The 23,394-nt window shown below is 71.8% G+C and carries 23 protein-coding genes; 11 read left to right on the top strand and 12 right to left on the bottom strand.

The window, feature by feature from the left end:
* Positions 1-98 precede the first annotated feature (98 nt).
* Positions 99-824, bottom strand: a complete 726-nt coding sequence (locus ABD256_RS15315; protein ID WP_344418156.1) for a TetR/AcrR family transcriptional regulator — start codon at positions 822-824, stop codon at positions 99-101.
* 89 nt (positions 825-913) lie between these two features.
* On the opposite strand from ABD256_RS15315, the gene ABD256_RS15310 reads away from it, so the two are divergent.
* The 3 genes from ABD256_RS15310 (at position 914) to helR (ending at position 5,607) form a co-directional block, all read left to right on the top strand.
* Positions 914-1,315 (top strand): DUF1707 domain-containing protein, encoded by a 402-nt coding sequence (locus ABD256_RS15310; RefSeq protein WP_344418154.1) that lies wholly within the window; start codon positions 914-916, stop codon positions 1,313-1,315.
* Between the two features lie 108 nt (positions 1,316-1,423).
* Positions 1,424-3,193 carry an AMP-dependent synthetase/ligase gene (locus tag ABD256_RS15305; RefSeq protein ID WP_344418152.1) on the top strand — a complete coding sequence of 590 codons (1,770 nt, stop codon included), beginning with the start codon at positions 1,424-1,426 and terminating at the stop codon, positions 3,191-3,193.
* Positions 3,194-3,405: 212 nt separating this feature from the next.
* Positions 3,406-5,607, top strand: a complete 2,202-nt coding sequence (gene helR, locus ABD256_RS15300) for an RNA polymerase recycling motor ATPase HelR (RefSeq protein WP_344418150.1) — start codon at positions 3,406-3,408, stop codon at positions 5,605-5,607.
* A gap of 44 nt (positions 5,608-5,651) precedes the next feature.
* Here the strand turns inward: helR and ABD256_RS15295 are convergent, their stop codons facing one another.
* Together ABD256_RS15295 and ABD256_RS15290 are read right to left on the bottom strand one after the other, a co-directional pair.
* Positions 5,652-7,109, bottom strand: coding sequence for an MFS transporter (locus ABD256_RS15295; RefSeq protein WP_344418149.1), 1,458 nt, complete (start codon positions 7,107-7,109; stop codon positions 5,652-5,654).
* Complete coding sequence (locus tag ABD256_RS15290; RefSeq protein WP_344418147.1) at positions 7,106-7,516, bottom strand: MarR family winged helix-turn-helix transcriptional regulator; 411 nt, start codon at positions 7,514-7,516, stop codon at positions 7,106-7,108. Before ABD256_RS15290 ends, ABD256_RS15295 begins: the two co-directional genes overlap by 4 nt.
* A 132-nt stretch (positions 7,517-7,648) precedes the next feature.
* Between ABD256_RS15290 and ABD256_RS15285 the strand changes: the two genes are divergently transcribed.
* On the top strand, positions 7,649-8,140 hold the full coding sequence (locus tag ABD256_RS15285; protein WP_344418145.1) for a beta-class carbonic anhydrase: 492 nt from the start codon (positions 7,649-7,651) through the stop codon (positions 8,138-8,140).
* A 23-nt stretch (positions 8,141-8,163) separates the two neighbouring features.
* Here the strand turns inward: ABD256_RS15285 and ABD256_RS15280 are convergent, their stop codons facing one another.
* Complete coding sequence (locus tag ABD256_RS15280; RefSeq protein ID WP_344418143.1) at positions 8,164-9,051, bottom strand: hypothetical protein; 888 nt, start codon at positions 9,049-9,051, stop codon at positions 8,164-8,166.
* 126 nt (positions 9,052-9,177) lie between these two features.
* Here ABD256_RS15280 and ABD256_RS15275 point away from each other — a divergent pair, with 126 nt between their 5' ends.
* The 3 genes from ABD256_RS15275 (at position 9,178) to ABD256_RS15265 (ending at position 12,198) form a co-directional block, all read left to right on the top strand.
* Positions 9,178-10,326: an alpha-hydroxy acid oxidase gene (locus ABD256_RS15275; RefSeq protein WP_344418141.1), complete on the top strand. Its 1,149-nt coding sequence runs from the start codon at positions 9,178-9,180 to the stop codon at positions 10,324-10,326.
* A gap of 79 nt (positions 10,327-10,405) precedes the next feature.
* Complete coding sequence (locus tag ABD256_RS15270; protein ID WP_344418139.1) at positions 10,406-11,551, top strand: sensor histidine kinase; 1,146 nt, start codon at positions 10,406-10,408, stop codon at positions 11,549-11,551.
* Positions 11,548-12,198 carry a response regulator gene (locus tag ABD256_RS15265; protein ID WP_344418137.1) on the top strand — a complete coding sequence of 217 codons (651 nt, stop codon included), beginning with the start codon at positions 11,548-11,550 and terminating at the stop codon, positions 12,196-12,198. The genes ABD256_RS15270 and ABD256_RS15265 overlap by 4 nt, the downstream gene beginning before the upstream one ends.
* Before the next feature lie 184 nt (positions 12,199-12,382).
* Here ABD256_RS15265 and ABD256_RS15260 read toward each other — a convergent pair whose 3' ends face one another.
* From ABD256_RS15260 to ABD256_RS15250, 3 genes are all read right to left on the bottom strand, one after another.
* A complete protein-coding gene (locus ABD256_RS15260; protein ID WP_344418174.1) occupies positions 12,383-12,610 on the bottom strand; it encodes a glutaredoxin family protein in 228 nt (75 codons plus the stop codon).
* Between the two features lie 157 nt (positions 12,611-12,767).
* The gene (gene wzm, locus ABD256_RS15255; protein ID WP_344418135.1) at positions 12,768-13,661 is read right to left on the bottom strand and encodes a galactan export ABC transporter permease subunit Wzm/RfbD; all 894 of its coding nucleotides are present in this window, start codon (positions 13,659-13,661) and stop codon (positions 12,768-12,770) included.
* A 106-nt stretch (positions 13,662-13,767) separates the two neighbouring features.
* On the bottom strand, positions 13,768-14,736 hold the full coding sequence (locus tag ABD256_RS15250) for an Lrp/AsnC family transcriptional regulator (protein WP_344418133.1): 969 nt from the start codon (positions 14,734-14,736) through the stop codon (positions 13,768-13,770).
* A gap of 109 nt (positions 14,737-14,845) precedes the next feature.
* On the opposite strand from ABD256_RS15250, the gene ABD256_RS15245 reads away from it, so the two are divergent.
* Positions 14,846-16,213, top strand: a complete 1,368-nt coding sequence (locus ABD256_RS15245; RefSeq protein WP_344418131.1) for an MFS transporter — start codon at positions 14,846-14,848, stop codon at positions 16,211-16,213.
* On the opposite strand, the gene ABD256_RS15240 is transcribed toward ABD256_RS15245, so the two are convergent.
* On the bottom strand, positions 16,143-16,715 hold the full coding sequence (locus tag ABD256_RS15240) for an Lrp/AsnC family transcriptional regulator (RefSeq protein WP_344418129.1): 573 nt from the start codon (positions 16,713-16,715) through the stop codon (positions 16,143-16,145). The two genes, ABD256_RS15245 and ABD256_RS15240, sit on opposite strands and share 71 nt — an antisense overlap.
* A 55-nt stretch (positions 16,716-16,770) precedes the next feature.
* Here ABD256_RS15240 and ABD256_RS15235 point away from each other — a divergent pair, with 55 nt between their 5' ends.
* On the top strand, positions 16,771-19,071 hold the full coding sequence (locus ABD256_RS15235; protein ID WP_344418127.1) for a transketolase-like TK C-terminal-containing protein: 2,301 nt from the start codon (positions 16,771-16,773) through the stop codon (positions 19,069-19,071).
* Here ABD256_RS15235 and ABD256_RS15230 read toward each other — a convergent pair.
* The 3 genes from ABD256_RS15230 to ABD256_RS15220 all read right to left on the bottom strand — a co-directional run bounded on the left by ABD256_RS15230 (position 19,046) and on the right by ABD256_RS15220 (position 21,464).
* Positions 19,046-19,642 carry a hypothetical protein gene (locus tag ABD256_RS15230; protein ID WP_344418125.1) on the bottom strand — a complete coding sequence of 199 codons (597 nt, stop codon included), beginning with the start codon at positions 19,640-19,642 and terminating at the stop codon, positions 19,046-19,048. The two genes, ABD256_RS15235 and ABD256_RS15230, sit on opposite strands and share 26 nt — an antisense overlap.
* A gap of 298 nt (positions 19,643-19,940) precedes the next feature.
* Complete coding sequence (locus tag ABD256_RS15225; RefSeq protein WP_425546454.1) at positions 19,941-20,231, bottom strand: TetR/AcrR family transcriptional regulator; 291 nt, start codon at positions 20,229-20,231, stop codon at positions 19,941-19,943.
* Between the two features lie 72 nt (positions 20,232-20,303).
* Positions 20,304-21,464, bottom strand: a complete 1,161-nt coding sequence (locus ABD256_RS15220; protein ID WP_344418123.1) for a pyridoxal phosphate-dependent aminotransferase — start codon at positions 21,462-21,464, stop codon at positions 20,304-20,306.
* A gap of 53 nt (positions 21,465-21,517) precedes the next feature.
* Here ABD256_RS15220 and ABD256_RS15215 point away from each other — a divergent pair, with 53 nt between their 5' ends.
* Positions 21,518-22,063 (top strand): helix-turn-helix domain-containing protein, encoded by a 546-nt coding sequence (locus tag ABD256_RS15215; RefSeq protein WP_344418121.1) that lies wholly within the window; start codon positions 21,518-21,520, stop codon positions 22,061-22,063.
* Positions 22,064-22,160: 97 nt separating this feature from the next.
* Here the strand turns inward: ABD256_RS15215 and ABD256_RS15210 are convergent, their stop codons facing one another.
* Positions 22,161-22,523 (bottom strand): nitroreductase/quinone reductase family protein, encoded by a 363-nt coding sequence (locus ABD256_RS15210; RefSeq protein WP_344418119.1) that lies wholly within the window; start codon positions 22,521-22,523, stop codon positions 22,161-22,163.
* Between the two features lie 205 nt (positions 22,524-22,728).
* Here ABD256_RS15210 and ABD256_RS15205 point away from each other — a divergent pair, with 205 nt between their 5' ends.
* On the top strand, positions 22,729-23,382 hold the full coding sequence (locus ABD256_RS15205) for an SRPBCC family protein (RefSeq protein ID WP_344418117.1): 654 nt from the start codon (positions 22,729-22,731) through the stop codon (positions 23,380-23,382).
* Positions 23,383-23,394 lie beyond the last annotated feature (12 nt).

Raw genomic sequence — 23,394 nt, 5'->3', positions numbered from 1 at the left:
TGCAGATGTCGCAATCCACACCGAACCCGGAGGCCCTCCTCACACCAAGATCATCCGATCACGTGTCGCCCCGTACCCAACCTCCATGGTCAATACATCTAGGTGCGGTCGACGAGGGCCTGGATGCCGTCCAGGATCCGGTTGAGGCCGAACTCGACGTCGGCGTCGGGGAGTTCGGCGTCGTCGTAACCGCCACCGCCGTAGACCGAGGCCATGACCGGGAGCCCGCGTTCGGCCATCCGCGGCAGGAGGAACTCGAGCACCTCCGGCTGGGCGAGCGGCGGGGCCTGCTGGCGCAGGTCCCGATCGAGCGCCGCGGTGCCGCGCGCGTAGTTGTCCAGCAGCATGGCCGCCCCGAGCGCGTCGGCGGCGCTGAGCCCCGAATCGGCCACCCCGTCGAGGAACACCTCCGCCCAGCCGAGCAGGTTCGGCGTGCTCGGGGCGCCGCGCACGGGCACGTCCAGCAGCCACGGGTGGACGCCGAGGCGGTCGAGGAAGGCGTGCGTCCACACGGTCATGGCTTCACGCCAGTTCCCGGTCTTGGCGACCGAATCCGGGGGCGGGCCCCACGCGGTGTCCGCGAGCAGGACGAGCAGCTCGTCGCGCGACCGGACGTACCGGTAGAGCGCGTTGGGGGTGAGCCCGAGGTGACGGGCGATCCTCGGCATCGACACCGCGCCGAACCCGTCGGCGTCGGCTACTTCGATCCCGGCCCGCACCACGTCGTCTACGGTGTGCGCGGGCTTCGGGCCGCGCCGGGGCCCTGGCGTGACACCCCAGGCGAGCGCGAGCCCCGGCGGGAGCTTCGGGTCGTTCTCCGTCATCACCGCCATCCTTCCGCATCGCGCCACCGCCGATGAACTGTGTGTGCAATACACTATTAATCTCGGCTGCCGACGGAAAGGGGACCGGCGTGCGTTCACCGGACTGGCTCACCGAACTGCCGCTGTCGGCCGCGGACCGGGCCGTGGTGAGCGGGCGGATCGGGGAGGCGCGCACCGCGGGTCACCTCACCGACGGCGAGGCGGCGGACCGGTACGCGCGCCTGGCCACCGCGAGGACGCGGGGCGATCTGCGCGGCACGGTTCCGGCGGCACCCGGCGCGATCGTGCCCGTCGACCTGCTCGCGGCGGCGAGGCTGGTGGCCGTGGCGACCTTCGCGCTGACCGCCGTCCAGGTCGTGGTGTGGGCGCTGGTCATGGTGTTCAGCGGGAGCGCGGAGGAGCCGTGGTGGCTGTGGACCGCCCTGCCCGGCGCCGCCGCCGCGGCCGGGCTCTGGCAGGCGCGGTGGTGGCTCAGCCGCGACACGCGCTGAGCGACGGGTATGCCGTCGAGCTGATCATGACGCGGGGTGGTACCGGGCAGTAGATTGTGCGTTCTCCCGCACTGCGGGCACCTTCACCGACCGGCCCAGGAGACGCGCGTGCCGAACCCCGCCCCGAAGACGCTGTGTGAGTCGTTCCAGTCCCTCGTCGCGGCCCACCCGGACCGGGTCGCGATCAGGACACCGGGCGACACGACCGTGCTCACCTGGCGCGACTACGGCGAACGGGTGGAGCGGATCGCGGCGGGGCTCGCCGGGCTCGGGGTCGGCCGCGGGCACACGGTCGGCATCATGCTCACCAACTGCCCGGAGTTCCACCTGGTGGACACCGCGGCGCTGCACGCGGGCGCGACGCCGTTTTCCATCTACAACACCAACCCGCCCGAGAAGATCCAGTACCTGTTCGGCAACGCGGGGAACCGGGTGGTGGTGTGCGAGACGCAGTTCCTGGACGCGGTCAAAACGGCCGCCCGCGCCGGGGACATCGAGCACATCGTCTGCGTCGACGGCGAGCACGAGAGCGTGCTTTCGCTGGCGGAGCTGGAGAACTCGCCCGCGCCGGGGTACGACTTCGCCGCTTCGTGGCGCGCGGTGGACGCGGGCGACGTGCTCACGATCGTCTACACCTCGGGCACCACCGGGCCGCCGAAGGGCGTCGAAATCACCCACGCCAACCTGATCGCGAACGTGGACGCGGCGCAGGAGGTGATGGATGTCGACATCGAGGACCGGGTGGTGTCCTACCTGCCCGACGCGCACGCCGCGAACCGGTGGGTGTGCCACTGGGGGAACCTGCTCGCCGGCGTCCAGATCACCACGGTGGCGAACCCCAAGGAGGTGCTCGCCGCGCTGACCGACGTGCGGCCGACGCTGTTCATGGGCGTGCCGGTGATCTGGTACAAGGTCAAAGCCGGTGTCGAGGCGAAGCTCGCCGCCGAGAAGAGCCCGCTGAAGAAGCGGCTCGGCGCGTGGGCGATCGGTGTCGGGCAGCGCGTGGCCCGGCTCGGCGGAAAACCGGTCCCGCTCCCGTTGCGGATCCGGCACCGGATCGCCGAGCGGCTGGTGCTTTCCCGGATCCGCGCCGCGCTCGGGCTGGACGCGGTGAACGTGGCGGCGTCCAGCGCCGCGCCGATCGAGCCGGAGGCGCACGAGTTCATGCTGGCGCTCGGGATCGGCGTGTGCGAGGCGTGGGGCATGACCGAGCTGACCGCGGTCGCCACCGTGAACCGGCCGGGCAAGATCCGCGTGGGCACCGTCGGGACCCCGCTCGACGGCGTCGAAGTGCGCGTGGCCGAGGACGGGGAACTGCTCGTGCGCGGCCCGATCGTGATGAAGGGCTACCGCGGCGACCCGGAGAAGACCGCGGAGACCGTCGACGCCGAGGGCTGGGTGCACACCGGGGACATCGGTGCGATCGACGAGGACGGCTACGTCCGCATCCTCGACCGCAAGAAGGAACTGATCATCAACGCCGCGGGCAAGAACATGTCCCCGAGCAACATCGAGAACGCCGTGAAGGTCGGCTGCCCGCTGATCGGATCGGTGCTGGCGGTCGGCGACCGGCGGCCCTACGTCGTCGCGCTGGTGACGCTCGACCCCGACGCGTGCGCCGCGCACGCGGCCGAACACGGCCTGCCCGACGCCTCGCCCGCCGCGCTCGCCGCCGATCCCGAAGTGGTCGCGATGGTCGAGGACGCGGTCGGGCGGGCGAACGGGAAGCTCGCGCGCGTCGAGCAGGTCAAGAAGACCGCGATCCTGCCGGACGTGTGGGAGCCCGGCGGCGACGAGGTGACGCCGACCATGAAGCTGCGGCGCAAGCCGATCGCGACCCGCTACGCGGACCGGATCGAGGACCTCTATTCGGCTTGACCCCGGCCGTGGGGAGCGGCCATGGCGCGGGCGGAACGGATGCTGTTCCGCCCGCGCGAAACGTCGCGCGGAACAGCCCCGGACATCGACGGCAACGGCGTTTCGCCGAGCGGGACTTGACAAAAGGGGGACAATAAAAAATCGACGTGCTTTCCAGGCAACAATGGAAAGTCCGCCGAACCTAATATCAGTTTAGCTGCTGCGAGGGGCATGTGTCAACTCAGGGGTACGAAGCGGAATTGCGGTCCGAGCGGGACTACGTGGCCGGGCTCTACACGCGGCTCGACGCCGAACGCGCACGGGCCAGGGGTGAATACACGGCGGCACTGCGGGGTGACGGCGGCACCCCCATGGAACGGGACGTCCGGGTCCGCGCGTCGGCCAAGGAAATGAAACGGCTGGACGTGGCCGACAACGGGCTGTGCTTCGGGCGGCTCGACACCGTTTCCGGCGAGCATTCCCACATCGGCCGGATCGGCCTTTTCGACCAGGAGAACGACTACGAACCGGTGCTGCTCGACTGGCGGGCACCGGCGGCGCGCCCGTTCTACGTGGCCACCGCCGCGACCCCGGAGAACATGCGCCGCCGCCGCCAGCTGCACATGCGCGGGCGGGTGGTCACCGGGTTCACCGACGAGGTGTTCGGCCGCCCCGCCGAGGGCGAGCAGGGGGACGCGGCGCTGCTCGCGGCGGTCAACGCGCCCCGCGGCGAGGGGATGCGCGACATCGTCGCGACGATCCAGGCCGAGCAGGACGAGATCATCCGGCTCGACCACCCCGGCGTGCTGGTGATCGAGGGCGGCCCGGGCACCGGGAAGACCGTGGTGGCGCTGCACCGCGTCGCGTACCTGCTCTACACCCAGCGGGAGCGGATGGAACGCCACGGCGTGCTCGTGATCGGGCCCAACCCGTCGTTCCTGAACCACATCGGCCGCGTCCTGCCGTCGCTCGGCGAGTCCGACGTGGTGTTCATGACCCCGGGGGACCTCGTGCCGGAGCTGAGCGTCACCGCCGAGGACGCACCGGAAGCCGCGCGGCTCAAGGGTTCGCTGAAGATGCTGGACGTGCTCGCGGCGGCCGTCGCCGACCGGCAGCGGCTGCCCGCGGAGCCGCTGCCGATCCAGCTGAAGGACGTCACGGTGCGGATCGACGCCGGGACCGCGGAATGGGCGAGGCAGGAGGCGCGCGACAGCGGCCTGCCGCACAACGAGGCTCGCGCGGTGTTCACCGAGATCGTCACCTACGTGCTCACCGAGCGGGCGATCGGCCGGATCGGCAAGGGCTGGCTGACCAGGGACGACCGCGAAGAATGGGAGGACATGCGGGCGGGCCTGCTCAGGGAGCTCGCGCAGGACGAGAAGTTCCTCGCCGCGCTCGGCGAACTCTGGCCGCTGCTGACCCCGGAAGAGCTGCTGGCATCGCTGTACTCCTCCAGCGAGCGGCTGCGGGCGGCGGGCGCCGGCCAGGCGCTCTGGCGTGCCGACGGCGATGCCTGGACGGTGTCGGACATCCCGCTGCTGGACGAACTCGTCGACCTGCTCGGCTTCGACAAGACCGCGGAAGAAGCGGCGGACCGGGCCGCCGAACGGGAACGCAGGGCCAAGGCCGAATACGCCGAAGGCGTCATGGAAATCATGAAGCTGGACCGCGAGGAAATGGACGAGGACGTCATGCTGGCCGCGGAAAACCTGCTCTTCGCCGAGGAACTGGCCGACCGCTTCGTCAGGGACGACACCCGCACCCTCGTCGAACGCGCGGCCGCGGACCGGGACTGGACCTACCGGCACGTGGTCGTCGACGAGGCGCAGGAACTGTCCGAAATGGACTGGCGGGTGCTGATGCGGCGCTGCCCCGGCCGGTCCTTCACGGTGGTCGGCGACCTCGCTCAGCGGCGGTCGGAAGCGGGGGCGAGGTCGTGGGGCGCGATGCTGGAGCGGTACGTGCCAGGCCGCTGGCTCTACCGGTCGCTGTCGGTGAACTACCGCACCCCGGCGGAGATCATGACCGTCGCCGCCGCGCTGCTCGCCGAGTTCGCACCCGGTGTCGAGCCGCCGGAGTCGGTCCGCGCGTGCGGTGTCCGGCCGTGGTCGAGGCGGGTGACCGAGGACGAGCTGCCCGCGGCCATCGAGGAGTTCGAGCGGGCCGAGGCGGGTCTCGAGGGCACCAGCGTCGTGATCGGGCCGCCGGGGGTGCCGGGCACGGTGGCGGCCTCGGACACGAAGGGGCTGGAGTTCGACGCCGTGCTGGTCGTGGATCCGGAGCGGATCCTCGCCGACGGGCCCCGAGGCGCGGCCGAACTCTACGTCGCCCTCACCCGCGCCACCCAGCGCCTCGGCGTCCTGCACCACGATCCCTTGCCGCAGGCGCTGACCGGACTCGCCGAAATCCCGGTGCCCGCCAACGCGGGGGAGTAGCGGTTCGCGCGGCCGCCCCCGTGGCCCGGGGGCGGCCGCGCGGCTCACCGCAGCGCCTTTTCCCGTGGTGCCTCTTCGCTCGCCGCGACGGCGGACGCGGTGCGCAGCGCCCACCCGCTGGTGCTGGCGAGCCCGAGCACGAGCACCGCGACGCCGCAGCCCGCCATGATGTACCAGCCGAGGTGGCTCGCTTCGGCGAAACCCCGCGACGGCGTGATCCGCGCGGTGACGACGGCGCCGAGCACGGCGACCCCGAGCGACGCGCCGATCTGACGGCTCGTCGACGCGACCGCCGCGGCGACCCCGGCCTGCGCCCTCGGCATCCCGGACACCGCCGCGTTGGTGATCGGCGCGTTCAGCATGCCGAACCCGATGCCGAACGCCAGGTAGGCGAGCAGTAGCTGCCAGACCGGGGTATCGGTGTCCAATGTGGACAGCAATACCGCGCACAGCGTGATCCCGGCGCCCGCGACCAGCAGCGGCAGGCGCGGTCCCCTCGACCCGACGACCCGGCCGGACAGCGGCGCGAAGATCCCGGTCATCACCGCCATCGGCAGCGTGTACAGGCCCGCGTGCAGTGGTGACAGGCCGCGCACGTCCTGCAGGTACAGCGCGTTGAGGAAGAGGAACCCGCCGAGCGCGGCGAACCCGGTGATCGCGATGAGGGTGGCGCCGCTGAACGGCGCGCTGCGGAAGAAGCGGGTGTCGAGCAACGGCTCGTGGCGGCGTCGCTCGTAGAAGGCCAGTGCCACGGCCGAAAGCACGGCGGCGGCGAAGCAGGCGACGATTTCCGGGGAGCCCCAGCCCATTCCCGGCCCTTCGATCACGCCGTAGGTGAGGGATGCGAGCAGGACCATCACCAGCACCTGGCCGACCGGGTCGAAGCGGCGCGGGTGCGGCGCCTTCGACTCCGGCACGTACACCGCGGTGAGCACGATCGCGAGCACGCACACCGGCACGTTGAGCCAGAAGATCGAGCGCCAGCCGACCGCGTCGACGAGCGCGCCGCCGACGACGGGGCCCAGCGCCATGCTGAGCCCGACCACGCCGCCCCACACGCCGATCGCCCGCGCCCGTTCGCGCGGGTCGGTGAAGGTGTTCGTGATGATCGACATGGCGACCGGGTTGAGCATCGAGCCGCCGATCGCCTGGACCATCCGGAAGGCGATGAGCGTGCCGGTGCTCGGCGCGATGCTGCACAGCAGCGAGCCGAGCCCGAACAGGACGAGGCCGAGCTGGAAGACGCGGCGGCGCCCGAACCGGTCGGCCGTCGAGCCGGACAGCATCAGCAGGCTGGCGATCACCACGGTGTAGGCGTCGATCGTCCACTGCAGACCGGTCGGCGGCGAGTGCAGGTCGCGCTGGATCGACGGCAGCGCGAGGTTCACGATGGTGTTGTCGAGCCCGACGATGAACAGGCTCATGCAGCAGATGGCTAGTACGAGCAGCCGGTGGCGGCGACTGAGCAAGGGTCCCCCAAGGTGTGCGGGTTTCGGTGTCATTGCGCGGTGATCCGGTCCAGCAGGGCGGCGAGCGCGGCGAGGTCGTCCTCGCCCAGCGCTGCCAGTCCCGCGGGGGGCCGGTCCGCGACGGCGTGCACGGTGGCGAGGACGCGCCTGCCCGCCGGGGTCAGTTCGACGAGCTTGGCGCGCCGGTTGTCCGGGTGCGGGCGGCGCAGCACGAGCCCGCGTTCCTCCAGGTCGTTGACGGCGACCGTGGCGGCGGGGGCGTCGACGCCCATCCTCTCGGCGAGGTCCGCCATCGTGCGGGGTGCGCCGAGCCGTTTCAGCGCGCGCACCCTGGTGAAGGGCAGTCCGGTGGCTTCGGAGACGGACCGGCGCCAGTCGCCCCTGCTGTCCATCACCACTGAGACCAGCTTGCCCCAGACTTCCGTCGCGTTCGCGCTCATGGCGTCGATTGTGCACGCACAACAGTTGTGTGTCCACAAATATTTGACCTTGATCACGTTCACCAGGTGGGCGCCGTTGCCCGCATGCGCATACCGCGATGCACTGGAGGCCCCCAACGCCGAGGAGCGCGAATGACCGCCACGGACGAACTGCTCGCGAACAACGCCAGCTACGCCGAAGGGTTCTCGGGCCCGCTGCCCCTGCCGCCGTCGAAGCACGTCGCCGTCGTCGCGTGCATGGACGCCCGGCTCAACGTCTACGGCGCGCTCGGCCTGAACGAGGGCGAGGCGCACGTCATCCGCAACGCGGGCGGGGTGATCACCGAGGACGAGATCCGCTCGCTCGCGATCAGCCAGCGGCTGCTCGGCACCGAGGAGATCATTCTGGTGCACCACACCGATTGCGGCATGCTCACCTTCACCGACGACGAGTTCAAGCGGTCGATCGAGGAGGACACCGGGATCAGGCCGCCGTGGGCCGCCGAGGCGTTCGGCGATCTGGAAGCCGATGTGCGCCAGTCTATCGGCCGCATCCGGAACAGCCCGTTCGTGCCGAAGAAGGATTCGGTGCGCGGGTTCGTGTTCGACGTCGCGACCGGGAAGCTGAACGAGGTCACCGGTTGAGCGAGGTCACGGGTTGAGCGAGGTCACTGCCTGAGCGAGGCCAGTTCCTCTTCCACCGCGCGGGTGCGCGGGTGGTCGTCGCCGCCGATCGCCCGCCATCCCTCGGCAACGCGTTCGAGCGCGCCGGCGGCCACCGCGCGGTCGCCCCGGCGCGCCGACAGCCTGGCCAGCCCGCGGTGGCATTCGAGCACGCCGGGCACCGGGATGCCCGGCGCCGCCAGCAGCGCGCGGAACTCGGCCTCGGCGGCGTCCTGCCGGCCGCTTTGATGGCTCAGCGCGACCGCCACGCCCAGCCGTGCCGCCATGCGCAGCCGGTGCGTGGCCGCGACCCCGCGGCGGCCGGGGACCTCGCCGAGCCGGACCGCTTCGCGGGCGATCTCGGCGAAGGCTTCGCCGGACTGCACCTCGTCGAGTTCGGCGGCGGCCTTCGTCAGCAGTGCGACGGCCTCCTCGAACTCGTGGGCCTCGACCAGCGCCAGGCCGAGCTTGACGTCGCAGTGCGGCGTGGGGCCCCATTCCCGCTTCGCGTCGTCGGCCAGCGCACGCAGCTCTTCGACGGCTTTCGCCGCGTCTCCGCTCCACGCCCGCACGCTCACCAGCGTCGTCCTGGCGTGCCACTGCCAGAACCGTTCCACCGGCACGGCCGGGTCGAAACCCGCGATCGCCTCGCCGATCGTGTCCTCGGCCTCCCGCCACCGCGGCCCGAGGTGGCGCACCGCGCCGAGCACGCACCGCGTGTTCAGCGTGACCGGGTGGCGATCGCCGAGGTGCCGCACGGCGGCGTCGAGGATCACCGACAGCCGCGCTTCCGTTTCGACGGGGTCGACCGTGCGGCAGATCGCGTCGTTGCGACGCGCCGCGACGATCTGGGCACGTCTGCGCGCGCCGGCCAGGCGCAGTGCCAAGGACATCGGAGTTCCCCCTCTGCTGCTCCGAGCCCAAGACCCTACCGTGCCCGATCCTCTGGAGTACCGTGCCGGAGCCACCCGCGCGAAGACCTCGGCGGGTCGTGTGTCGCGAGAGAACTGGGAGAACGAATGGAACAGGGAGAAGGCGCGCCGGGCGCTGTCGCGGGTGAGGATCGGGACGGCGAGGGCTGGCGGGTGATCCCCGCGCTGGAGCGGCTCCGCCAGCGCGCGAAGGACGTGCTCGAACCGGTTCACTACGACTACTTCGCGGGCGGAGCGGGCGAGGAGGTCGTGCTCGGGGAGAACCCCCGCGCCTACGACCGGCTCGCGCTGCGGCCGAGGATCCTCCGCGGCTGCGCCAAGCGGGACCTCTCGGTGGAGCTGCCCGGCGCGCGCGCGAGCATGCCGGTCTTCATTTCGCCGACCGCGTTCCACAAGCTCGCCCATCCCGACGGCGAACTGGCGACGGCGCGCGCGGCGGCCGCCGCGGGCACCGTGCTGACCTCCAGCATGGCCGCGTCGGTGCCGATCGCCGAGGTGACCGCCGCCGCGCGCGAGGTGGACCGCGACGCCGCCGTGTGGTTCCAGATCTACCTGCAGAACTCCCGCGAGGTGACGGCCTGCCTCGTCCGCAGGGCGGAGGAGGCGGGCTGCTCGGCGTTCGTGGTGACGGTCGACTCCCCGGTGTTCGCGCGGCGTGCGCGCGAGCGGACCCACCCGTTCAGCGACCTGCCGCCGGACATCGCCGCGGAGAACATGCGCGATCTCCCCGGCAGCGAGCCCGGCGCGCTGTCCGATGTCGAGATGTCCCCCGAGGTGTCCTGGGAGTACGTGGCGTGGCTGCGAGAGCAGACCGCCCTGCCGGTCGTGCTGAAGGGCGTGCTGCACCCGGACGACGCGGTGCTCGCGGTCGACGCCGGTGTCGACGGGCTGCTGGTGTCCAACCACGGCGGCCGCCAGTTCGACGCGGCGCCCGCGGCCGCGGAGGCCCTTCCGTCCATTGTGGACGCTGTCGACGGCAGGATCCCGGTGCTGGTGGACGGCGGCGTCCGGCGGGGCGGTGACGTCGCCAAGGCGCTGGCGCTCGGCGCGCGCGCCGTCGGCGTCGGCAGGCCGGTGCTGTGGGGACTCGCCGCGGACGGCGAGAACGGGGTGCGCGAAGTGCTGGAGGCCCTGCGCGCCGAGTTCGACCACGCGCTCACCCTGTGCGGCGGGCGCGGTCTCGCCGACCTGACCCGGGACCTCGTCGTGGTCCGGGGGAGCGGCGCCGCCTGGTGATCCCGGGCTGACCGTCCGGAGGGGGCGTCTCGTTCGCGGGGAGGAGGCGGGGTGCGCGGACGCCGCCTACCGTGCAGGCATGCCAGCCGTTCAGAAGATCGCCGGGGTGCCGTTCGTCCCGGCCCGGCTGCTGCCGCTCGTGCTCGTGGCGGTGGCCGTGCCGGTGCTGGGATCCGGCGGCGCGCTGGACTGGGTGCTCGCCTTCGCCGCCGCGGTGCTGACCGTCGGCGGCGGCACCTGGCCGTACGCGGTGACTGTCGCGCAGGCGGTGCTGCTCGCCGCCGCCGCGGACAGCACGGTCCCGGCCCGGTTCGTGGTGCAGTTCCTCGCGCTGTACGCCGTGCTCGAAGTGCTGATGCGCCGCGACGGCTGGTGGCGCGCGGCCGCCGTCGTCCCGTGCTGGGTGGCGACCGCGACGCTGTGGTGGACGCTCACCGGCGATTTCGCGCGCACCGCGCTGGCCACCGCCGTACTGGCGGGCAGCGCGACGATCCTCGGGGTGCACATGTGGTCGCTGCGCCGCTGGATGCGGCAGTACCACGCGCAGGTCGCCGAGCTGACCCGGCTCCGCTCGGTCGAAGCGGCCGCCGTGCGCGCGGCCGAACGCGGTGCGATCGCCCGCGAGCTGCACGACCTGGTCGCGCACCACGTCGCGTCGATCGTGCTGCGGGTCGGCGTCGTCCGCCACGTCGCCGGAACCGCCGACGCGCGGGTGGCCGAGGTGCTCGACGACGTGCACGCCACCGGCAACGCCGCGCTCGGTGACCTCCGCGAGCTGGTGCACGTGCTGCGCGATCCGGCGGCGCCGCTGCTGGAGCCGGCGGATCTGCTCGGCGCGCTGGACGCGGTGGCCACCCGGATCGAGCAGGCGGGTCTGCCGGTGACGAGCGAGGTCGACGCGGCGGTGGCCCGGCTGGACGCGGTGCGGCGGCTCGCGGTGCTGCGGGTGGCGCAGGAGGGCCTGACCAACGCGCTGCGGCACGCCGAGCACGCGACCGGCGCGCGGCTGCGGGTATCGGTCGGCGAGGATGACGTTGTGCGCATCGAGGTGATCGACGACGGGCGGCCGTCCGCTGCCCGCGATCGGCCCGGCTACGGGCTGGCCGGCCTGTCGGAGCGGGTGGACGCGGTCGGTGGCGCGTTCGAGGCCGGTCCCGGTGTGCGGGGCTGGCGGCTGGCCGCGGTCTTGCCGCCGGTGCGGATGCCCTCGGGGGGTGGCGCGTGATCAGGGTCCTGCTCGTGGACGACCAGCAGCTCGTGCGGGCCGGGTTGCGGATGCTGTGCGAGGCGGCACCCGATATCGAGGTCACCGGGGAAGCGGAGAACGGGCAGCGCGCCGTCGCCCTCGCCGGCCAGGACCCGCCGGATGTGGTGCTGATGGACATCCGGATGCCAGGACTCGATGGAATCGGTGCCACGGAACGGATCCTGGCCGCGCGGCCGTCGACGAAGGTGGTGGTGCTGACCACGTTCGACGATGACGACCACCTGTACCCCGCGCTCGGCGCGGGCGCGTGCGGCTTCCTCGCGAAGGACGCGGCACCCGCCGAACTGCTCGACGCGATCCGCCGCGCGGCTTCGGGCGACAGCCCGTTCAGCCCCGGGGTACTGCGACGGCTGGTGGGCAGGGCGCTGGAGAACCGTGCGGCAGCACCCGCCGGACCGGACCGGTCCGCGGCGGGCATCACCGAGCGCGAGGCCGAAGTGCTCTCGCTCGTCGGGGCCGGGCTGTCCAACGCCGAGATCGCGGAACGGCTCTACCTCGGCGTCACCACGGTCAAGACGCACGTCGCGAACCTGATGGCGAAGACGGGACACGGCAACCGGGTGCAGCTCGCCGTCTTCGCGGTCCGCGGCGGCTGGACGGACTAGAGATCAGTGGCGAAGGGGTGGCGGGGGTCTTGACGCTGGCCTTCGGGGACCCGGACGCCGCGTTCTCTGCCTTCGCCACCCCAGCCCCCGCTCCGCCCATGCCCTGAAGGGAGCCCTGGGGGAATCTGGTGCCGTGAAGGCATTCTTCGGGGCACGACGGACCCCGTCCACTGTGGAATGCGGTCTAGACCAGTCGGGCGGAGAGTTCGTCGTCGCTGGGTTCGACGAGGTGGCTGCCGTCCGGCCAGAGCAGTGTCGGGATGCGGCGGGCGCCGTTCTGCAGTGCCCGCACCGTTTCCTCGGCCGCGGAATCGGCCTCCACGTCGACGTAGTCGTAGTCCACCCCGGTGCGGTCCAGCAGCGCGCGGCTGCGGCGGACGTCCGGGCACCAGCTCGCGCCGTAGACGGTCAGCCGGTCGACGGGGGCGTCCGGCGGTGCAGGGGGGAGTGGTTCCTCCCGGAAGTCGTCGCGCACGGGATCCTCCTGGTTCTGCTCTGGCCGGGTTCCAGCATGCCCGCCCGACCTGAGCGAATCCTGAACGAATCCCGCGTGGTCTAGACCCAATGGTCTAGACCCAGTAGGCGACGCGCGAGCGGTAGTTCCGCAGCACCACCAGCGCGAGCGCCCAGCCGACGATCGTCACGCCGCCGACGACCACCCAGTGCGTCCAGCTCTGCTGCTGGCCGACGAGCGGGGAGCGGATGATCTCCACGAAGTGGTAGACGGGGTTGAGCTTGAGGATGTCCACGGCGAAGGCGCCGACGCCCGAGCTCGCCTTGCCCGCGGCGAGCACCTGGTCCATCGACCACATGATCGGCGTCGCGTAGAAGAGCATCGTGATGAAGCTCGAGATCACCGGCGGGATGTCGCGGAACCGGGTCGCGGTCACGCCGAAGAGCAGCACCACCCAGGTGCCGTTGAGCACGATCAGCGCGAACGCCGGGATGGCGAGGAAGATCGACCAGCCGAGCCCGGGGTGCGTGATCGCGTTCTCCGCGTTGACCAGGTGGTAGGGATGGTCGACGCTGCCGAGGAACACCAGGATCACCACGACGTAGACGACCATGTTGTGCGCGAAGTACAGCGTCTGCCGCCACACCGTGCGGAACGCGTACACCGTCACCGGCGCGGGCAGCTGCTTGATCAGGCCCTCGTTGTCGATGAACGTCTCGGAGCCCTCGACGATGCAGCCGTTGATGAAGTTCCACAGGATCAGCCCGGTGGTGATGCTCGGCAGCAGCGTGGAGATGTTGGAGCCGAACAGCGCGGCGTTGACCACGCCGAGCGCGAGCGCGGTGACGCCCATGCCGATGCTGATCCACAGCGGCCCGATCGTCGAGCGGCGGTAGCGCTGCTTGATGTCCTGCCAGGCGAGCTGGCCCCACAGCTCCCGTGCGCGCAGCGCGCTCGCGAGGTCCTGCGTCGCACGCCGGAAGGTTTTCGGGGGAACGTAGGCCGACATGGGGTTACTCGACTCGATTCTCGCGCTGGCGATGGGCTGTTCTTCGCAACCTAGCAGCGGCGCGGGTGCGCGCCCCGCCGGGGACGTTCGTCCACAGTGGCCGGGGTCAGCGGGGCAGCGGGCTGCCGGTGCGTTTCACGGTGCGGATCACCGGCGCGGTTTCCAGCGTCCTGATCGCGGTGAGCGGGGCCACCCGGCGCGTGAGGTAGCGGTACAGGTCGCCGCCGCTGCGGCAGTTGATCATCGCGGTGAGGTTGGTGGCGCCGGTGGTCGCCACGACGAACGAGGTTTCGGGGTGGCTCGCGAGCGCGTGGCCGACCTCTTCGAGCCCGGAGGGCGAGACGGCCATCCAGAGCCGGGTCTGCGAGGCGAAGCCGAGCTGCTCCAGCCGCACGTCGAGGTGGTAGGTCAGCACGCCGTGGTGGCGCAGCGCGGCCATCCGCCGTTTCACGGTGGCGTCCGACCAGCCGGTGCGGGCGGCCAGTTCGGTGTAGGTGGCCCTGCCGTCCACCGCGAGCAGGTCGAACAGCGCCTGGTCGCCCGGTTCGAGTTCGAGCGGGGCGTCGTCGTCGGCAGGGGGTGGCGGTCGCAGGCGCGCGGCCTTTTCCTCGGGCAGCGCGTGCAGGCCCGCCCAGCCGCCGGGGAGCGCGAAGGTGTGCACCAGTTCGTGCGCGGAGACCGAGGTGACGCGCGCGGTGCGGGGCAGCTTGCGCAGGAGCAGGTCGTCGCGGTCGGCCGCGGTGCGGACCTGGGTGTTGCAGCAGATTTCGGTGCCGCCGGAGAGCAGGTAGATCCACGACGTGTCGTCGCGCGCGGCGAGCGCGTTCGCGATCGAGGACGCGGCGTCCGGGGTCGCCACGAGGCGCATGGTCCACGCGACGTAGCCGAGGCGCGCGCCGTTGACCGCGCCGGTGACCCGGAGCGTCCCGGTGGAGCGCAGCCGCCGGTACCGCCGAGCCACGGTGTTCTCCGAGACTTCGAGCACCTCGGCGATGGTGCGCAGCGGCGCCCTGCCGTCGATCTGGAGCGCGTGGACGAGCCCACGGTCGATCTCGTCCAGCGTGACGGTATTCATCGCGGAACGATAGCGCATGACGGTATTCACAACACATTGGTCGGTGACTGGTGGTGACCGGCGCGCACTCGCGAACGTTCGGGAGTAATCGAACGAAGGGAGTTCTCTCATGCGCACCTGGTGGCCGCTCGTCGCGGTGTGCCTCGGCTCGGCACTGTTCCTCGTGGACACCACGGTGGTGACGGTCGCGCTGCCGGACATCGGCCGCGATTTCGGCGCGAGCCTCGGCGCGCTGCAGTGGGTGCCGAACGGGTACACGCTGGTGCTCGCGGTGCTGATGCTGACGGTCGGCTCGCTCGCCGACCGCTGGGGGCCGCGTGTCACCTATCTCGCGGGCCTGACCGTGTTCGGGATCGCCTCGCTCGGCTGCGGGCTCGCCGCGAACAGCGGTGAACTGATCGCGGCGCGCGGGGTGCAGGGGATCGGTGGCGCCGGTATCGCGGTCACCGGCTTCGCGCTCGTGATGGGCACCTACCGCGACCGCACCCGCGGCACCGCGATCGGCGTCTACTTCGCGGTCAACGGCCTCGGCGCGGCCATCGGCCCGATGCTCGGCGGGGCGCTCACGGAGTTCTGGGGCTGGCGCGCGATCTTCTTCGTCAACCTGCCGGTGGTGGCGCTCACCGTCGTGGTCACCGTGCTGGCCGTCCGCCGGGACGGTGCGACCGAGAAGAAGCCGCTCGACCCCGCCGGCATGGTCACCTTCGGCGCGGCGGCCGCGGCACTGACCTACGGCCTGTCCCGCGGCGACTGGTCGTTCGCCACCGTCGCGAGCCTCGTCGTCGCCGTGGCCGCTTTCGCGGCGTTCGTGGTCGTCGAACGGCGCGTGCCGAATCCACTGCTCGATCCCGCGCTGTTCCGCGATTTCGCGTTCAGCAGCCTGCTCGCCTGCTCGGCCGCGTCGACACTGGTCTTCGCCGCCTTGCTCTACTTGTCGATCTGGCTCCAGTCGGGGCTCGGCCTCGGCCCGGTCGCCGCGGGGTTCGCGCTCATGCCGCTCGCCGCCGCTTCGTTCGTCACCTCGACCGTCGCCGGGAAGCTCCTGCACGGGGTGGCGCCGAGGCTGATGCTCGCGATCGGCGTGCTGCTCGGCGGCGCGGGATGCGCGCTGCAGCTCGGTCTCACCGCCGAGTCCACCGCGACCAGCGTCACCGCCGGGCTCGTCGTGGCCGGCGTGGGGATCGGGCTGGCCGGGCCCGCGATGGGCGCCGCCGTCGGCGGGGCGCTGCCGCCCGGACGCGGCGGGATGGCCGCCGGGATCCTGACCACGGTGCGCCAGCTCGGGCAGACGCTCGGGGTGGCCGTGCTCGGCATCGCCTTCCGGGCGGGCGCCGGTTCCGGTGCCGCCGGATCGGCCGCGCGGGGACTGGACGACGTCTACCTGGTGGCCACGGCCGCCGCCGCGGTCACCGGGGTCCTGGTGCTCGTCGCCGTTCGAGCAGCGGGGCGATCCGGTACCCGACCAGCTCGCGCATGACCAGTGCCGTGTCGGTCCGCTCGACGCCGGGGATGGCGAGCACCATGCCCGCGATCCGGTACAGGTCGTCGGCGTCGGCGGCCACCACGTGCACCAGCAGGTCCGCCGCCCCGCTCAAACCATGCACCTGTAGCACTTCCGGGATCTCGGCGAGGTGCGCGGCCACCTCGTCGAGCAGCCGCTGCACGACCCGGGTGGTGATGAAGGCGGTGAGCGGGCAGCCGGTGGCGGCGGGGTCGACGCGCCGTTCGAACGAGCCGAGCACCCCGCGTTCTTCGAGGCTCGCGATCCTGGCGTGCGCGGTGTTGCGGGAAATCCCGACGGCCTCGGCGATCGCGATGGTGGTGGCGCGCGGGTGCGCGGTGAGCGCGAGCAGGATTTCGGCGTCGACGCCGTCTACCGGCGCGGCCCGGTCGTGGTGGGGCAGAGTGCTCAGCTCCCCGAGGGTCGGCGGCGCGCTGGCTGTGCAGTGTGCACGGTCTGATCGCCGTTGGTTGTTCATCTGTCCCGGCCATGGTGGGGTACCGGTCGACGACTGCACAAGAGGAGGGCATTCCATGGCTAGTCCCGCGCCCGTCGCGACCGAGTTCGACCTGCTTCGCGCGGTGGAGCGCCGGGTGCTGTGGCTGTCCACCGCGATCGTGCACCACGCGAACCGGGTGCGGCCGAACCCGTCGGGGCTGAAGGTGGGCGGGCACCAGGCTTCGTGCGCGTCGATGGTGTCGATCATGACCGCGCTGTGGTTCCGCCACCTGCGGCCCGGTGACCGGGTGTCGGTGAAGCCGCACGCGTCGCCGGTGCTGCACGCGATCAACTACCTCCTCGGTTCGCTCGACGAGCGCTACCTGACGACGCTGCGGGAGTTCGGCGGCCTGCAGAGCTACCCGAGCCGGTCGAAGGACCCGGACCCGGTCGACTACTCGACGGGCTCGGTCGGGATCGGGGCCACCGCGCCGATCTGGGGCGCGGTGGCGCGCCGCTACGTCGAGACCGCCACCGGTGGCGCGGGCACCGGGCGCCAGTTCTCGCTCGTCGGTGACGCCGAACTGGACGAGGGCGCGATCTGGGAGGCCATCCTCGACCCGAGCGTCGCCGATCTGGGCGAGCTGGTCTGGATCGTGGACCTCAACCGCCAGTCGCTCGACCGCGTGGTGCCGAACATCGCGGCCGGTCGCCTGCGGGGCATGTTCGCGGCGGCGGGCTGGCAGGTCTTGACGCTCAAGTACGGGCACCTGCTCGAAGAGCTGTTCGCCCGGCAGGGCGGCGACGCGCTCCGGGCCAGGATCGACGAAATGGGAAACCCGGAGTACCAGCGGCTGCTGCGCTGCACCGCGGCGGAGCTGCGGGACCGGCTGCCCGGCGGGGACGAGCGGATCGCCGCGCTGATCGCGGACCTCGACGACGAGACGCTCGTGGAAGCGGTGCGCAACCTCGGCGGCCACGACCTGGAGGCACTGGACGAGGTCTACGGCGCCGTCGACGACGGCCGCCCGACGGTAATCTTCGCCTACACGGTGAAGGGCTGGGGCCTGCCGACGCAGGGCCACCCGCAGAACCACTCTTCGCTGCTCACCGAGGAGCAGTTCGGCGAACTGGCCGAGCGGCTCGGCACCCGCGCCGACGCCCCGTGGGGCCGGTTCGACGACGGCGGACCCGCGGCGCGACTGTGCGCGGAGGTAGCGGAACGCCTTGCCCGGCCCGACTTTCCGCCGCGCGCGGTGCCGGAGCTGCCGTCGGACATCGGCCGGACACCCGGCGGGACGGCCACCACGCAGGCCGCGCTCGGACGCGTCCTGCTCGACCTCACCCGCGAGGCGCCGGAAGCCGCGCGCCGCGTGGTCACCGTCAGCCCCGACGTCAGCTCGACGACGAACCTCGGCGGCTGGGTCAACAAGGTCGGCGTGTGGTCGGCAGCCGAGCGCCGGGACTGGTTCGCCGACGACGCCGAGACGATCCTGCACTGGCGGGAGAACCCGAACGGCCAGCACATCGAGCTGGGGATCGCGGAGACGAACCTGGTCGGGCTGCTCGGCGAGCTGGGCACCACCTGGAGCAGGTGGGGGCAGCCGCTGCTGCCGATCGGCGTGCTGTACGACCCGTTCGTCGAGCGCGCGCTCGAGCCGTGGTCGTTCGGGATCTACGCGGGCGGCCAGTCCATTCTGGTCGGCACCCCGTCCGGGGTGACGCTCGCGCCGGAAGGCGGGGCGCACCAGTCGATCACGACCCCGTCGATCGGGCTGGAGCAGCCCGGCTGCGTCACCTACGAACCGGCGTTCGCCATCGACGTCGAGTGGACCCTGCTGGCGAGCCTCGCGAAGCTCGGCAAGCCCGGCGGGAGTTCGGCCTACCTGCGGCTGTCCACCCGCCCGGTGGACCAGAAGCTCGCCGACGTGCCTGCCGATCCCGCCGCGCGCGAGCGGAGGCGGCGGCAGGCCGTGGCGGGGGCGTACCCGCTGCGCCGCGTCCCCGGCGCGGAGGTCACGATCGCGGCGATGGGCGCCCTCGTCCCGGAGGCACTGGCGGCCGCCGACCGGCTGGCGCGCACCGGGATCGCGGCCGACGTGGTGTGCGTGACCAGCCCTGGCCTGCTCTTCCGCGCCTGGCAGGCACGACAGGGCCGTGATGACGCGCCGAGCTGGATCCTCGACCAGGTCTTCCCGGCGGACCGGGCGACCCCGCTCGTCACCGTCCTCGACGGACACCCGCACACACTGTCCTTTGTGGGCGGGGTGAACCGGGTGCCGGTCGTCTCGCTCGGGGTGACCCGCTTCGGCCAGTCCGGCGGGCTGGAGGAGGTCTACCGGTACCACGGCATCGACGCGGACAGCATCGTCAGCGCCGCCCTCGACGTGCGCTGAAGCGCGGGGGACTGTCCTTTTCGGACGACGCCCGTTCGGTGGCTTGACCCGACGCCTGGTCGCACCGCCGCGGCCTTTTCGGCGACGGTCGAGAGAGTTTGTGAACCTGGTGATCGTGGGGTTGTTCGGCGATGCGGTCGAGAATGGCGGTGATCCGGTCCGCGTCGAGGACGAACCCGGTGTGGCTGGTGTCGAGGTCGTGGACGTCGAAGCGGTTGCCGGGGGTCGCGACATCCGCGTCCGCGATCATCCTGTCCTGGTTCGGCAGCGTGTTGAACCGGTCCGAGGTCAGGCGGATGTAGCTGCGCGGGATCGGGCCCCAGGTGGCGGGATCGCCGCGCGCGTCTTCGAGGTTGACGGACGCGCTTTCGACGGGTTGGCAGCCGAAGATCATGGTCGCCTTCGGGGTGCTCAGCTCCGCCGACGACAGCGCCGCGGCCAGGCCGCGGCTGTCCTTGTTCTCCGGCCCGAGCACGTAGTCGAGCGGGCTCTTGCGCGCGGTGCAACAGAAAGCCGAGACGTAGACGATCCGGTCGACGAGGTGGTGCGCGGCGTTGGCGGCGAGCGCCACCTCCGCCAGGTCGACGACTGCCGGTGCCGCGCCTCGATCTCCTGAGGTGCTTGGTGGGCAAGCGAAAACTCGGCGTCGAGACCGTGCCACGGCAGCTCGACGGGATGGGAACGGTGCCCCCGCAGCGAAAGCGCTCGCACCACCGGCATCCAGAAGAACGAAGGTGGGCCGTGCACGGGGTTCCATCGGCAAGCTCGCGGCTTGGGCGGCGGTGCTCGTGGCGCCCGCGGTGGCCATCGCGACGCCCGAAGTGGCCATCGCGAGCGCGCCGGGCACGGTACGGCGGGTGTGGGTCCGGTCATCGGCCTTCCTTCCGTACGGTCCGGTCGAAGAGGCGCACGAGGTGCTCGGCCAGTTCCGGGCCTCGCACGGTGGGGTCGGATTCGAAAAGTCCCGGGAGTGCGTCGATGGTCGGGCGCAGCACTACGGCCAGCGTCCTGGTGTCGACCTCGGCGAACTCGCCGAGCGCGGTGACCAGTGCCGGGCCCGCGCTGGTGCAGACCTCGGTGACGACCGCCTCCATCAGCGCCGACTTCGACTCGAAGTGGTACAGCACAACGCTTTTCGAGACCCCGGCCCGGTTCGCCACCTCGGCGAGGGAGGCACCGGCGAACCCCGTTTCCGCCAGTGTGATCGGTCTGAAATCGACCAGATCGCCTGGTCAGCCGAGGGCTTCGCGGAAGCGGGCGCCGAGTTCGGCAAGCCGGTCGACGGGCTCGTTCGCGTAGACGAGCCGCAGGTAGTCGTCCCCGCTCGGTCCCCACCCGGCCATCGGCGTGGCCACGACCCTGCCGCGGTCGAACAGGAGCCGGGAAAGCTCGGCGGGGGTGAGCCCGAGCGGACGGGCGTCGAGCAGCAGCGACCAGCCGCCGTCCGGCCGGACGACCGGGTAGTCCGCGAGCTGGTGGAGCACGGTTTCGGCACGGCGGCGCCATTCCGCGGTGGCGTTCGCGACATCGGCCTCGGCGTCGTCCGCGGCCAGCGCCGCCGCCACCGCTTCCTGCGCCAGTCCCACCTGGCACACCACGTTCGTCAGCCCGACCAGGCGGATGTCGGCGAGGATCGGTGCCGGGCCGACCACCCAGCCGACCCGCCAGCCGATCAGCCGGAGCTCCTTGGACGCGGAGCCGACGGTGATGGTGCGTCCGGAGAGCCCGTCGTGCGATGCCGGATGGCTCGGCGGGAGCCCGTCGAAGCGGATGCGTTCCATGGCCGCGTCGTAGACGAGCCACGCGTCGTGGCGCGCGCAAGCCGTCGCGAGGGCGGACCAGTGCGCCTCGCCGAGCACCAGCCCGGTGGGCATGGCGGGTCCCATCATCAGCACGGCGGCGGTGCGCGGGCCCACCGCGTTCGCGAGGCGTTCGGGATCGACGCGCCAGCCCCGCGCGTACGGCTCCGCCGGAACGAAGCGGGGGACGCCGCCCGCGAGCCGCACCCGGTTCACCAGCCCGGCGTAGATCGGGTCGCACAGCACCACCTCGTCACCCGGTTCGACGAGGGCGAGCAGGGTGTTGAGGATGCCGTTGAGCCCGCCCGCGACACTGACGCATTCGGTGTCCGGGTCGTAGCGGCGCCCGGCGATCCGGCCGACGTGTGCGGCCGCGGCGTCCCGCAGCGATCGCCTGCCCTGGAACGGGAGGTAGCTGTTGGCCGTGTCATCGCCGATCGCCCTCGTGGTGGCGGCGATCGCGACCGGAGGCGGCCGGAGATCGGTGTCGAGGTTCTCCAGCCGCAGCAGGCCGGGATCTCCGGCCGCGTCCGCCGCGTCGCCGAGGACGTCCACGCCGATACCGGGGATACCGCGCAGCCGGGACACCGTCATGATCCACCGTCCGTTCGTTTCACTGATACGTGCATGCCACTATGCTGATACGCATGGATGTGGCGCAAGTGGTCGGTGACACGGTCCGGCGGCTCCGCTCGTCGGCGGGGATCTCACTCGCGGACCTGGCCGCGGCCTGCGGTGTCGGCAAGACGACCTTGCACGGAATCGAGCAGGGGCAAGGAAATCCGACGCTGAGCACGTTGTGGGCGCTGGCCACCGCGCTGCGCGTGCCACTGGGTGAGCTGCTCGAACCGCGCGCGGCACCGGTGGAGGTGGTGCGCGCCACCGACGAGCGGCCGGTGGTCACCGGGGACGCGGTGACGGCGCGCCTGCTGCACCGCATCAGCACGCGGGGCGCGGTCGAGGTCTACGACATCGACATCGCCGAGGCGGACCAGGACTCGGACGCTCATCTCGACGGTGTCGAGGAATGCCTCGTGCTCGTGAACGGGCGCGTCACGACCGGTCCCGCCGACGCCCCGGTGGAACTGGGGCCCGGCGATTCCGTCCGGTTCGGGGGCGCCCGCCCGCACGTCTACCGGGGCCACCGCGGGGAGAACCGCGCCGTACTCCTGATGTTCTACCCGGAGAGCTGACCGGTCAGGGCTAGGGTGCCCGCTCGCGGACTACGGGTTGCTGGCGATCAGGGTGTACCGGGAACGGACCGGGGCCGGGACGCGGTCGAGCCCCTGGCTAGCAGTCGATCACGCGCTCGCGGTCCGCACCCGTCGCCGTGACGGCGGTGCCTTCGATGCGGCGCACCGCGCCGTCCTCGCCCGGCCGTTCGACGACGACCCGGGGGTTCGCCGCCAGGTTCCGGTACCACGCCGGGTGTTTCGGCGCGCCCATCGCCGACGCCCACAGCACGACCCGGCCCGCGTCGTCGCTGACGTCGCCGAGCGGGACCGTGTGCGCGCGGCCGGATTTCGCGCCGGTCGTGGTGAGCAGCACCAGGCGTGCGCCCCGCAGCATTTCGTTGTCCACCTTGCCGTTGTTCGCCCGGAACTCCTCGACGACGGCTTGGTTGAAGGCACGCATGTCGCTCGGCACGGACACGAAGGCTCCTCGGTTCGGTGTGCGGCCATCCTAGTGCTCCGACGGCGTTCAGCCGCGACGCGTGCCGTCGGTGGAAGCGTCTCCGTTAGACCCTCTCACTTTGGTTGTTGACGTTCACCACAAGTTGGTTATAGGGTATAACTATTGAAAATGATGCTAACTGACCGACTGGCTGGGCCGGTCGGTGAACGGAGGAACAAGGACCATGCCCGGTACTCGCTCGACCGCTTCTCGAACCCCTCGCCGCCGGACCGGTGCACGTGCGGCCCTGCTCGCGGTCCCAGTGGCCATCACCGGTGTCCTCGGCGCCGCCGCACCCGCCGCGGCGGCGCCCGGTGTCACCGGCCCGGCTTCGCTGACCTGCCAAGGGAAAGGCGTGGACCCGGCCGCCGAGGCCCGTTACCGGACCCAGGCCTTCATCAAGGCGCCGCTGCGCACCGTCTGGAACCTGCAGACCGACGTCGAAGCCTGGCCCGACTGGCAGAAACCCGCCGCGCCCATGACCGTGCGGCGCCTGGACACCGGCCCGCTGCGCGAGCACTCACGGTTCCAGGCGACCGTTCACGTGCCCCCGGGCCCGTCGACGCCACCCGGCACGGTGGTCATCGCCTCCACCGTCCAGCAGCTCCGCCACGGCAAGTGCATCCGGTGGGCCGGACCCGCCGACGGCACCGGGTACCACATCGACGGCGTCCACGTCTGGACCTTCGTCGAGGTCCCCGGCGGTGTCCTCGTCCGCACGGAGGAAAGCCATCGTGGCCGCCAAGCCGATCCCCGCAGCGACATGGGCCTCGAAGCCTGGCTCAGCGACCTCAGGACCGCGGCCGAGGCAGGCCAGTGCGGTCACCGTCCTCAGTAGACCGTCCGAAGT

It is taken from the genome of Amycolatopsis minnesotensis (genome assembly GCF_039529815.1).
GTDB lineage: Bacteria > Actinomycetota > Actinomycetes > Mycobacteriales > Pseudonocardiaceae > Amycolatopsis > Amycolatopsis minnesotensis.
This window is presented reverse-complemented; position numbering and strand designations above follow the sequence as displayed.